This window comes from Kribbella jejuensis (genome assembly GCF_006715085.1).
GTDB lineage: Bacteria > Actinomycetota > Actinomycetes > Propionibacteriales > Kribbellaceae > Kribbella > Kribbella jejuensis.
In genome coordinates this window covers 3197270-3209150 of the sequence record NZ_VFMM01000001.1, presented here as the reverse complement: position 1 = coordinate 3209150, position 11881 = coordinate 3197270, and the positions used below count along the sequence as shown (strand labels likewise).

Annotated in this window: 10 protein-coding genes; 3 read left to right on the top strand and 7 right to left on the bottom strand. The window is 69.2% G+C overall.

Features of this window, described 5'->3' with window-relative positions:
- Nucleotides 1–38 precede the first annotated feature (38 nt).
- Nucleotides 39–1211, bottom strand: coding sequence for an NAD(P)/FAD-dependent oxidoreductase (locus tag FB475_RS15855; protein ID WP_141856741.1), 1173 nt, complete (start codon nt 1209–1211; stop codon nt 39–41).
- A gap of 81 nt (nt 1212–1292) precedes the next feature.
- Complete coding sequence (locus FB475_RS15850; protein WP_141856739.1) at nt 1293–2237, bottom strand: RNA polymerase sigma-70 factor; 945 nt, start codon at nt 2235–2237, stop codon at nt 1293–1295.
- Between the two features lie 18 nt (nt 2238–2255).
- Here FB475_RS15850 and pdxR point away from each other — a divergent pair, with 18 nt between their 5' ends.
- Complete coding sequence (gene pdxR, locus FB475_RS15845; protein WP_141856737.1) at nt 2256–3623, top strand: MocR-like pyridoxine biosynthesis transcription factor PdxR; 1368 nt, start codon at nt 2256–2258, stop codon at nt 3621–3623.
- Here pdxR and FB475_RS15840 read toward each other — a convergent pair.
- Genes FB475_RS15840 through arfA form a run of 3 tightly spaced genes read right to left on the bottom strand, consistent with a single transcriptional unit; the run spans nt 3588 to nt 8221 of the window.
- Nucleotides 3588–4493: a glycoside hydrolase family 43 protein gene (locus FB475_RS15840; protein ID WP_141856735.1), complete on the bottom strand. Its 906-nt coding sequence runs from the start codon at nt 4491–4493 to the stop codon at nt 3588–3590. The genes pdxR and FB475_RS15840 overlap by 36 nt on opposite strands.
- The gene (locus FB475_RS15835; protein ID WP_238332169.1) at nt 4493–6703 is read right to left on the bottom strand and encodes a family 43 glycosylhydrolase; all 2211 of its coding nucleotides are present in this window, start codon (nt 6701–6703) and stop codon (nt 4493–4495) included. Before FB475_RS15835 ends, FB475_RS15840 begins: the two co-directional genes overlap by 1 nt.
- 30 nt (nt 6704–6733) lie before the next feature.
- Complete coding sequence (gene arfA, locus FB475_RS15830; RefSeq protein WP_141856733.1) at nt 6734–8221, bottom strand: arabinosylfuranosidase ArfA; 1488 nt, start codon at nt 8219–8221, stop codon at nt 6734–6736.
- A gap of 121 nt (nt 8222–8342) precedes the next feature.
- On the opposite strand from arfA, the gene FB475_RS15825 reads away from it, so the two are divergent.
- Nucleotides 8343–9341, top strand: coding sequence for a LacI family DNA-binding transcriptional regulator (locus FB475_RS15825; protein ID WP_185759266.1), 999 nt, complete (start codon nt 8343–8345; stop codon nt 9339–9341).
- On the opposite strand, the gene FB475_RS15820 is transcribed toward FB475_RS15825, so the two are convergent.
- Complete coding sequence (locus FB475_RS15820; protein WP_141856729.1) at nt 9338–10477, bottom strand: FAD-dependent oxidoreductase; 1140 nt, start codon at nt 10475–10477, stop codon at nt 9338–9340. The genes FB475_RS15825 and FB475_RS15820 overlap by 4 nt on opposite strands.
- Nucleotides 10478–10565: 88 nt before the next feature.
- Between FB475_RS15820 and FB475_RS15815 the strand changes: the two genes are divergently transcribed.
- Nucleotides 10566–11126, top strand: coding sequence for a TetR/AcrR family transcriptional regulator (locus tag FB475_RS15815; protein WP_141856727.1), 561 nt, complete (start codon nt 10566–10568; stop codon nt 11124–11126).
- Here the strand turns inward: FB475_RS15815 and FB475_RS15810 are convergent.
- On the bottom strand, nt 11093–11869 hold the full coding sequence (locus tag FB475_RS15810; protein WP_141856725.1) for a sugar phosphate isomerase/epimerase family protein: 777 nt from the start codon (nt 11867–11869) through the stop codon (nt 11093–11095). The genes FB475_RS15815 and FB475_RS15810 overlap by 34 nt on opposite strands.
- Nucleotides 11870–11881 lie beyond the last annotated feature (12 nt).

Here is an 11881-nt window from a genome sequence, read left to right as displayed (position 1 = left end):
GCGCAGTGGCCTGGCGGCACGGGCCATTGCGGTACGAATCAGCTAGTCCATTCGTGCAGCGGGACGGCGGGGCGGACCACGTGGCGGCGCCGGACCGGCAGGCCGAGGGTCGGCTTCGCGACACCCCAGGCGGCGCCCTTGCAGATCAGCTCCTTGTAGACGGCGGCGATCCGGCCGGTCAGGGTCGCGTTGACAGCGCGGTCGTCGCTGGTCACGTACTGGATCAGCCCGTCCTTGCGGCCCAGCGAGATGCACTGGTTGAAGTACGCGAGCGGCGCGTGCGGGAGCTTGCCACCGGTCAGCCGGGCCGCGATCGAGTCGGCCGCCTGCCACGCCATCGGCTGGCCGGACGCGCAGGACATCCGCAGCGGCTTGTTCTTCGAGCCCATCGCGTACGCCGCGTCGCCGATCGCGTAGACGTCCGGGTGCGAGACCGACCGCATCGTCTCGTCGACCACGATCCGCCCGGTGTCACTGACCTCGAGCGAAGTCGTCCGCACGATCGGGTGTACGGCGAACCCGGCCGTCCAGACCGTCACCGCCGCCGGGATCATGCCGCCGTCGGTCGTCACCTTCTCCTCGTCGACCCGCGTGACCGCGGCGTTCTCGTGCACGGTGATGCGCAGCCGGTCGAAGACCTTCCGCAGGTGCCGGCGTCCGCCCGCCGACAGCCAGTCACCCAGCTCGCCGCGGACGACCAGCGCGACGTCGAGGTCCGGCCGCGACTCGGCCAGCTCGGTCACGAACTCGACGCCGGTGAGACCGCCACCGACCACAGTCACGCTCTGTCCGGCCGTCAGCGACGCCAGCTTCTCCCGCAGCCGGAGAGCGCCCGGGCGGCTCGCGATCTGGTACGCGTGCTCGGCCGCGCCCGGGACGCCCTGCGAGTTCCAGCCGCTGCCGAGCGCGTAGACGAGCGTGTCGTACTCGAGCTCCTCGGCTTCGAGCGCGACCGTCTTGCGGTCCACGTCCACCCCTGTGACCTTGGTGACCTTCAGCTCGACGCCGGTGCCGGCGAACAGTTCGTCGTACGGCCGCGGCTTGAGGTCCCGCCCGGTGGCCAGCTCGTGCATCCGGACCCGCTCGACGAAGTCCGGCTCGGCGTTGACCAGCGTGATCGCGACCTCGTCGCGGTACAGCCGGGCGGCGAGGCGGCCGGCGGCGACGGCTCCGGCGTACCCGGCGCCGAGGACGACGATGCGGTGCTTCATATCAGTGCTCCTGTCTGTTGCGGTGTTGCCCTTTGAACCGGGCAGACCGCGGTTTCATGACAGGTCTTGGTGTGAAGCAGCTCACAGGATCGTCAGCAGCGGCTCTCCGTGGTCGGAGGCGGCGAACAGTTCGGTCGCCCGGGCCAGTTTGTCCGGGTTCGCCTGGGTGCGGACCGAGGTGATGCCGTCGGCGGTGACCTCGAGGCACATCACCCCGATGACCTCGCCGTTCGCCAGCACCACGAGCGACGGTTCGCCGTTGACGGGCCAGGCGTAGACGTCCGCCGTACCGCCGACGTACAGGCGCTTGGCCTCGCTCGGCTTGAACAGGCCGCGGAGGAACCGGGCGACCTGGAGCGCACCCTCGATCGCGCTGGTCCGGGCCGGCACCTTGCCGCCGCCGTCGCCGATCGAGACCGCGTCGGCGGTCAGCAGCCGCACGATCGAGTCGGTCTGCCCGCTGGTCGCGGCGGCGATGAACTCGTCGACGATCCGCCGGGCGACGGCCGCGTCGACCTCGGTCCGGGCGCGACCTTCGGCCAGATGCTGTTTGGCGCGGTGGAACAGTTGCTGGCTGGCCGACTCGGTCAGCTCGAGGATCTCGGCTATCTCGCGGTGCGGGTAGTCGAACGCCTCCCGCAGGACGTAGACGGCGCGCTCGTTCGGCGTGAGGCGCTCCATCAGCGTCATCACGGTGTACGACACCGACTCGCGCTGTTCCACGGTGTCGGCCGGGCCGAGCATCGGGTCGCCGTCGAGCAGCGGTTCGGGCAGCCACTGGCCGACGTACGTCTCCCGCCGCGCGCGGGCGGACGTCAACTGGTTGAGGCAGAGGTTGGTCAGCACCTTGGTCAGCCAGGCCTCGGGTACGTCGATCCGCTCGACGTCGGCGGCCTGCCAGCGCAGGAACGTCTCCTGGACGGCGTCCTCGGCCTCGGCGGCAGAACCGAGCATCCGGTACGCGATGGCCTCGAGCCGATGCCGGGACTGCTCGAAGCGAGACACGTCCTCCGCGGCCATCACCATGCTGAGATCCTAGTCTGCGTGCAGAGTTCACTGCCGCTGACGATCGACCGGGGCTCCGGGGTGCCGCTGCATCTGCAGTTGGCCGAGCAGTACCGCGCGGCTGTGCTGGACGGGCGGCTGCAGGCGGGTCATCGGCTGCCGTCGACGCGGGACCTCGCCCGGGAGCTGTCGGTGTCGCGGTCGGTGACGCAGGCGGCGTACGACCAGTTGCACGCGGAAGGATGGATCGAGGGCCGGACGGGCGCGGGGACGTTCATCACGGACGTGGCGCCGCTGCAACCCGCCGTACGACGTCGTGGGGAACACCGGTCGGATCCGGACGCGGACCTGCTCACGTTGCGGCCGGGGATTCCGTTCATCCCGCCGACGCCCGACCCGGGGTGGCGGCGCGCGTGGCGGGTGGTGTCGACGCAGTCGCCACCGCGTGGGTATGACGATGCCGCCGGGCTGCCCGCGCTCCGCGCCGCGCTCGCGGACCACGTCGCCCGGGTCCGCGGGATCGCCTGCGGCCCGGAGAACGTACTCGTCACGAACGGGACCGTGCACGGACTGCGGCTGCTGTTCACGGTCACCCGCGAGCGCGGCGACCGGATCGCGATCGAGGATCCCGGGTACCTGAACGCGGTCATCGCCGCCCGCGACCATCAGCTCGAGATCGTCGACGTACCGGTCGACGAAGACGGGCTGCAGGTCGGGGCCCTGCCCGACGACGCGGCCGCGGTCTACGTCACGCCGTCGCACCAGTATCCGCTCGGTGGCCGGCTACCTGTTGCCCGACGCAACGAACTGGTCCGCTGGGCGCGACGCACGGACAGCCTGCTGATCGAGGACGACTACGACAGCGAGTTCCGGTACGACGTGGCGCCGCTGCCCGCACTCGCGCACCTCGACCTGGACCGGGTCGTCCACCTGGGCACGCTCTCGAAGACGCTCAGTCCCGCGCTCCGCCTCGGCTGGCTGGTCGCCTCCGAACCGATGGTCGACCGCCTCGCGACCTTCCGCGCCAACTCCGGCGACTGGCCCGCCTGGCCGATGCAAGCGGCCCTCCTGGCCATGCTCCAAGACGGCTACCTCGACCGAGCCGTCCGCCGCAGCCGCCGCCTCTACGCAGAACGCCGCACCCACACCGTCGAAACCCTGTCCCCCTACGGCCAAGTCATCGGCCAGGACGCCGGCCTGCACGTCACCCTCGTCCTCCCCGACACCATCGACGACCGCAAACTCGCAGCCACGGCCCGAGAAGCAGGCGTCGTCATAGCCCCCCTCTCCGAATACCGCCGCACCACCCCAGGCCCCCCAGGCCTGGTCATCGGCTACGCCACCCCCACCCCCAAAGCCCTCCACCAAGCCCTAACCATCCTCACCAAGGTCCTCAGAGGTCATTGATCGGGTTGGTTGTTGGACGACGGGGTGGTTGTTGGGCCAGGTGAGGTGGGAGAGCCACATGGTGCGGCCTTTGGGGTCGGTGCCTGGCTGTGCCGGGTCCCAGGCGTGGTAGACGAACCAGTTGCCCAGGACCATGTTGTGGCCGGGGCCTGCTGCGTCCGGGGAGCTGGTGAGGATGGGGGCGCCGGATTTCACGCAGGGGCCGGTGGGGGATTCACAGAGGGCGTGGCCGACGGCGTAGTCGGCTTTGTCGAAGGCGTTGGCGGAGTAGAACAGGTGGAACTTGCCGTTGCGTTCCACCATGTACGGCGCCTCGACCAGGTTGCCCTCCCATGGGAGGTCCTGCTTGATCAGCCGGTGCCTCGGGCCGATCAGTGACAGGCCCTCCGGGGACAGCTCGGAGACGTAGATCCAGGTGTCGACGCCGATCGCGTTGCCGTCGTTCTTCCAGTACAGCCAGCGCCGGCCGGTCGAGTCCTGGAACGGGGAGGCGTCGATCGAGCCGCCCTCGTCCACCTGACTGATGAACGGATTCATCGATTTGTCGACATATGGACCTTCGGGCGCGGACGCCTCCGCGACGCCGACCGCCTGCCGATCGGCGGCGACGTCGCGGGACGTGTAGTACATGACGTATCGGTCGGGGGCGTGCGCCGCGACCTCGGGTGCCCACACCCGTCCTGGCGCCGTCCAACTCGGCAACGACGGCAGCGCGTCGCCGACCGGCTCCCACGACACCAGGTCGCGGGACGTCAGTGTCTGCACGTTGCCGAGCGGTCCGTTCGTCGCGAACGCGTAGTACTCGTTGCCGACCGCAATGATCTGCGGATCGGCAAAGCTGCCGTCGTACACCGGGTTGGAGAATCGCATTATCGGCTCTCGTAGAAGTTCAGGTAGTCGAAGGTCGCGACCGGTGGCGGGTTCGCGCCGGTGAACTCGCCGTGCGCGTAGATGCCGATCTTCGCCGCCGACGGCAGCACCCACGCGGCGCCCCACGTCCAGTTCTTGCCGTCGACCGACGTACCGGCGCGGTACACGTGCTCGCCCGCGGCGTTCTTGTGGTACGCGAGCCGCATCCACAACGTCGGCGCCGAGCGCCCGATCGCGGCCGCGCCGTACGACGTGGCGCCGTCGGACGGGCGAGCGACGAGCTCGCGTCCGTACTCCGTCTGGCGTGTCTTCCAGATCGCGACGTTGCCGAGCCGCGCGAAGTCGTCGTCGTTGAGGTACGCGATCATCCCGGCCTGCTGGTAGTTGCGGACGTCACCCTGCCCGGTGTCGAGATGCAGCTTGGTCTCCGCGATCCAACTGTCGCCGGAAGGGATGCTGTGGAACAGCAGTCCGGCGTTGTTCGAGGAGCCGGTCATGTCGGCGTTCTCCAACGGCCACGACAACTTGCCGTCGGCAACAGTCACCTTGTCGTCCTGACGCACCCAGGACCAGTCCGGTCCGAGTGGCCCGTTGAAGTCGTCGCCGGTGAGCAACTTCCCCGTCCGCGGGACAGCGACCATCTTCGTGACAGGCTTCGCGACCGACCGCACCGTCAGGTTGTCCACCTCGGCCGACCCCAACCACCGCACCGGCGCAGACCTGAGCTCCAGCCCAGGCACAGTCAGGCTCGCCTCCCCGTAGACATCTCCCAGGCCGGCGTCGTTCAGTCGTGCTGTCACGGTTGATTCGGAGACTTGCACCGACAGCTTGTTCCACTGGGTGCGGTCGAAGTCCGCCGGCAGATTCACCGACGAGGTACGCCGACCCACCGTCACCGTCAGCCGATTGTTCGCCACAGTAGTCACCACCTGATGACCCAGAACTGTGGTGAAGGAAGTGCCCAGGCGGACATCCGCTTCCACGCGGAGGGATCCGCCTGGGGCAGCCTCGCGGGTTTGGGCGGCGGTGGTGATGGCGGCGGTGGGGCCGCCGAGGGTGTCGCCTGGTTGACGGGTGGCGCCCAGCAGGCCACCGGACGGGTCAGTGGAATCGATGCCCAACGCGGAGCCGGTGGCCGGGGCGGGGACGGGACCTTCGGACGGGCCGGCGCCGGCGTTGGTGCGTGGCCAGCCGTTGATCCAGTTGATGCGGTCGATCAGCATCGGCCGGCGGTTGATCCCGAACGGGTCGGTCAGCCACGGCTTGTTCCGGTCGATCGCGTGGTACACGATGTGGTCCTGCCCGGCCGCGTCGGTGATGAACGCGTGGTGCCCCGGCCCGATCCACCGGTTGCCGTTCTGCGTCATCACCGTCGTACCGCCGACGCGAGAGTCGGTCAGCGCCGCGCCGTCCGCATCCAGGAACGGTCCGCGCGGCGAGCGCGACCGCCCGGCGAAGACGGAGTACCCGGTGGTGGGTCCGGCACAGCAGTTCATCGATGAGCCCATGAAGTAGTACCAGCCGTCGCGGTAGACGACGTACGAGCCCTCGTACCGGTCGCCGATCGTGACCTGCGTCGGGCTGCCGACGGCGTGCATGCCGTCGGCGCTCAGTTCGGTGACGGAGATGCCGCCGTAGAAGCCGCCGTAGTACAGGTACCGCTTGCCGTCCGCGGCGGTCAGCATCGCAGGGTCGATCGTCCCGAGGTACCCACCCGCGCCATCCGGACGCGGCGCGACCACCGGACCGTCACCAGCGGTCCACGGGCCGGCCGGGGTCGGCGCGGTGGCGACACCGATCGCGGGATCGCCGCCGGGGTTGGCGGTGGTGTCCGTGACGGTGAAGTACATGACGTAGTGGCCGTCGAAGTACCGGATGTCCGGTGCCCAGAAGAACGAGCCCGGTGCGGCCCACGACGGTTTCGTCTGGTCGTTGAAGACGTTGCCGAGGTACTCCCAGGAGCTGAAGTCCTTGGTCCGCGCCATGTGCATCAGGCCGAACGGGCCGTTCGCCACGAGTGGGTCGGAGGTGGCGTACGCGTACCAGTAGCCGTCCCGGCCCTGGATGATCGACGGGTCGGCGAACGTGTCCGCGAAGCTGGACGTGACCGGGTTGGTCGTGGTCAACACTGGTGCCGCCGTTGCGGCAGTGGTGCCGGCTGCGACGGCAGCCAGGGTCAGTACTGCGGCGAGTAGTCGTTTCGAAGGCACGGGCGGGTCCCCTCTCGAACTAACTGCTGACTAACTGCTGAGCTGAATCAGATGCCACGAAGCGGGCGGCAGCGTGGTACGGCAGACACCGTCGACAACTTCGGTGGTGCCGACGGCCCGGGGCTTGACCCGGTCCGGATCGTCCGCGGTGTTCAGCGCGGCGCGATCCTCGTCGTACAGAGCGACGTGCCGGACAAGACGTCCGGACGCCGGGATCTCCAGATCGATCGTGTCGTTCTCGCTCCGGTTCACGACGAAGATCGCCGTCTCCCCGGTGTTCTCGTCGTACGTCGCTGTGCTCCACAGCGCGGGGACCCGCCCGAACGCGGCGGTGTCGATGTCGGGTCCACCGGTGATCGCGGTCTGCAGCACCGTCGAACCGGCGTACTGCGCGGTCAGCGCGAACGGGTAGAAGATGGTCTGCCGCCAGGCGCGGCCGCCGGGCTCGGTACGGATCGGGCCGATCACGTTGACCAGTTGCGCAAGGCAAGCGATCTTCACCCGGTCGGCATGCCGGAGCAGGGTGATCAGCAGACTGCCGACGACCACGGCGTCGTCGACGGTGTAGGTGTCCTCGATCAGCGCCTCGGTCTCGCGGATGTCCAAGCCGAGCTCGCCGGGGAACTCCTGCTGGCGCCACACGTTCCACTCGTCGAACGAGAGCGTCAATTCCTTGTCGCTGCGCTTCAGCGCCTTGACATGGTCGGCGGTGGCGACCACCGCGGAGATCATCCGATCCATCTCCTCGGCGGCGGCGAGGAAGCTCGTACGGTCGCCGCCGCGAGGTTCGTAGTACGCGTGCAGGCTGATGTGGTCGACCAGGTCGTAGCTGCGTTCCAGGACGACGCGTTCCCATTCGCCGAACGTCGGCATCCCGGCGTTGCTCGACCCGCACGCGACCAACTCCAGGTCAGGATCGACCCGGCGCATCGCGTTCGCGGTCTCCTCGGCGAGCCGCGCGTACTCCTCGGCGGTCTTGTGGCCGATCTGCCACGGGCCGTCCATTTCGTTGCCCAGGCACCAGATCCGGATGTCGTGCGGTTCCGGGCTGCCGTTCGCGATCCGGCGGTCGGACAGCGCGGTGCCGGCCGGAAGGTTGCAGTACTCGAGCAGATTGACCGCGTCGCGGATACCGCGGGTGCCGAGGTTGACGGCCCAGATCGGCTGGACGCCGGCCTTGCGGGACCAGGCGACGAACTCGTCGGTGCCGAACTGGTTCGGCTCGATCGACCGCCAGGCCAGGTCGAGCCGCCGTGGCCGCTCGTCCTTCGGCCCGACGCCGTCCTCCCAGTCGTAGTTCGAGACGAAGTTGCCGCCGGGGTAGCGGACCGCGGTGACACCGAGCTCGCGGACCAGCTCGAGCACGTCCGCACGGAAGCCGTCGGCGTCGGCCCGCGGATGCCCGGGTTCGTAGATACCGGTGTACACGCAACGCCCCATGTGCTCGACGAACGAGCCGAACACCCGCCGGTCCAGCGCACCGACCGCGAACGCGGGGTCCACCACAAGCCGAGCCATGAGGCCTCCCGTGGAACGTTTACAACGTTTACCGTGGATGTCTACAACGATTGACAATCGGTGTAAAGGGCTCGGCGATGGCACACTCGGGACTCGCACGCGAGTGACAGGAGGCGGTTCGATGGCGACCAGGCTCAGCGACGTGGCCGCACGGGCCGGGGTATCGGTGAAAACCGTCTCGAACGTGATCAACGACTACCCGCACATCACCGCACGCACCCGGGCCAAGGTCGAGGCCGCGATCGCCGCACTGGACTACAAGCCGAACGTCAGCGCCCGCTCGCTGCGCAAGGGCCGCTCGGACTTCATCGCGTTGGCCATCCCGGAGATGGGTTCGCCGTACTTCGCCGAGCTCGGCGCCGCGATCAGCCGGGCCGCGAAGCGCCGCGGGGTGACCGTGCTGATCGACCAGACCGAGGGCGAGGCCGACGCCGAACGGTTCGTGCTGGACGGGATGCGCGGGCAACTCATCGACGGCATCATCTTCTCCCCGCTCGCCACCGCGCCGGCCAAGCTGACCTCGGACTCGACCGGGAAGCCGCTCGTCCTGCTCGGCGAACGCCCGGCCGGTGGCCAGTTCGACCGCGTCGCCGTCGACTCGGTGCAGGCGTCGCACGACGCGACCTCGCACCTGGTCTCGCTCGGCCGGCGGCGGATCGCGGCGATCGGTGTCGGGGGGACGAGTACCGGAGCTGTCCGGCGCAAGGGGTACCGCAAGGCGCTCAAGGAGGCGGGGCTACCGCACGATCCCGCCCTCGAACTGGCCGGCACCGGCTATCACCGACCCGACGGCGCCGCGTCGATGCGCGAACTGCTCGCGTTGCCCAACCCGCCGGACGCCGTGTTCTGCTTCAACGATCTGCTTGCCCTCGGCGCGCTCCGGACCCTGGCCGATGCCGGGCTGCGGGTGCCGGAGGACGTCGCGGTCGTCGGCTTCGACGACATCGAGGACGGCCGGTACCACTCACCGTCGCTGACCTCGATCTCCCCGGACAAGGAGTGGCTGGCCGACAGCGCGGTCGCCTTGCTCCTCGACCGGATCACCGGCAACGACAACTCCACCCACCGCGACCTCACGGTCCCGTACAAGCTCGAGATCCGCGAGTCGTCCGCGGGTTAACGCTCCGGGAAGCCGGCGAGTTGCTTGGCCAGGCCGGTCTGGGTCTTGCCGACGCGACCGACGAGGCGGAGTACGGCGTTGCGCACAGGGCGGACCGCGTACGGAACGTTCGCGAGGCGGGTCAGGCGGTGGGCCAGGCCGATCACCCGAACCGCCTCGGAGCGGCTCTTCGTGGCATATGCGTCGAGACCTGACTCGTCGCCCTTCAGCGCCTGGTCGAGCGCGTCGGCCAGCGTGACCGCGTCGCGCAGGCCGAGGTTCATGCCCTGACCACCCGCCGGGCTGTGCGTGTGAGCCGCGTCGCCGGCCAGCAGCACGCGTCCGGCCCGGTACTTGTCCGCGACCCGCTCGTGGATCCGGAACCGCGAGCCCCACACCACCTCGGTCACCTCCGGGTGCGCGGTCCGCGGGCCGCGGTCGGCCAGCAGCTGCTGCGCGAACGCGACGTCTGGGTGTTCTGGCGCGTCCTCGACCTCAGCGACCAGGCGGAACGAACCGTCCGGCAGCGGCGCTACCACGAGCATTCCGGCGGAGGCGAAGTACAGGCCGACCTCGTCGGTCGGCAGGCCGCCGGCGACGCGGACGTCGACCAGGCTCAGCGACAGCTCCAGCGTGTTGCCGGGCATCCGCAGTCCGGCCAGCTCGCGGATCGTGCTGTGCATCCCGTCGGCCGCTACGACGTACCGCGCGTCGATCACGTCGCCGTTGTCCAACGTGACGGACGCGCCGTCGGCGCTCTGGGTCAGGCCGGTCGCGGCGTACGGACGCAGTACCGAGCCGCCGAGCTCCACCAGACGGTCGAGCAGCACCTGCTCGGTGACCGGCTGCGGGATCATCGTGACGAACGGGTACGCCGTCGGCAGGTCGGCGAAGTTGACCGGGATCAGTTCCTGGTCGCCGGACCGGATCGCGAAGTCCTGCAGCTGCAGACCCAGCTGGACGAGCCGCTTGGTGACGCCCAGCTCGTCCAGGACCTCCAGCGTCCGCGGGTGGATCACGCACGCGCGGGAGGTGTTCGTGCCCTCGGTCTGCCGGTCGACCACGACCACGTCATGCCCCTTCAACCGCAGCCCGACAGCCACCGCCAGGCCGACCGGACCCGCACCTACCACCACAACCTCGGCGTTCCTGGTCATTATGGTCATCTCCTTGTCAACGCTTGTTGACTTTTACCGTAGGACTCCAGCTAGCAAAAGTCAACAAGTGTTGGCATATGCTGGGTGCATGGCGGAGAAGAAGTCCGATCGGACCCGGGCGGCGATCCTCGCGGCGGCCCGGGAGCGGTTCGGTGCGGACGGGTACGAGCGCGCGACGATCCGGGCGATCGCGGCGGACGCGGCGATCGACCCGGCCATGGTCATGCGGTACTACGGCAACAAGGAGAAGCTGTTCGCGGCAGCGGCCGAATTCGACGTCCGGCTACCGGACCTGAGCAACGTACCGCGCGAGCAGGCGGGTGAGGTGCTCGTCCGGCACCTGATCGAGCGCTGGGAGGAAGACGACACCCTCCGCGTACTGCTCCGGACGGCGGTCACCAACGAGGCCTCGGCCGAGCGGATGCGGCAGGTCTTCGTCGGGCAGCTCACGCCGACGTTCGAGCGCGCGAGGATCGACCGACCCGACGTACGGGCAGGACTGATCGCGACGCAGGCGCTCGGGTTCGCGCTCTGCCGCTACATCCTTCAGTTCAAGCCGGTGGTCGAGCTGACGACCGACGAGGCGGTCGCGTGGCTCGGGCCAACCGTGACGCGCTACTTGACGGCGGCGTCGCCCAGCCAGGCATGAACCGCCGGTAGCGTCTGCGCCAGCGGGGGCAGGTGCGGGTGCCACTTCAGCTCCCACTCCAGCGAGAGCGGGTAGTCGGTGCCTTCGAGGACTGTCAGTAGCTCGCGGATCGGGAAGTCGCCCTCGTCGATCGCGACCGGGCGGTAGTCCTGCTTCGAGTCGGCCTGCTTGAACTGCACGAGCTCGAGCCAAGGCTGGAGCAGCGCGTACGACTCGGCGAGGGTCTCGCCGTGCGACCAGGTGTGCGAGCTGTCCCAGAGCGCCCGCACCTGGTGGCCGGGCACGTCGCTGTCGAGCAACGTGAGGAACGCGGCGACCTGCCGGGCGGTCGAGTGCGAGTCGTGCGTCTCGAGCAGGATCGGTACGTCGCGAGGCGCGGACGTCACCCGGTCGAGCGCGCGGATCTCGCCGGCGCTCGGGCCGTCCGACAGAGCGTCGTCGTCGCCCGGGAGGACTCGCACGCCACGCGCACCGAGATCGGCGGCCAGTTCGAGGTGTGCCTCGAGCGGCTGGTCCTCGACCGCACACAGCCGGACGTAGCTGCTGACCGCGAAGATCTCCAGCCCGGCGTCCTCGATCCGGCTGCGCAGCTCCCGCCGCTCGGCCGCCGACAGGCCGGTGTTGGTGAACTCGTCCGGCGCCGCCCGCAACTCCAGACCGGTGAAATTGTTGCCCTGGGCAAGTGCCAGGACGTCGTCGAGTGGAGCTCCGGGACAACCGAGAGTGGCGAAACCTAAGCGCATGGAGCTATCTGA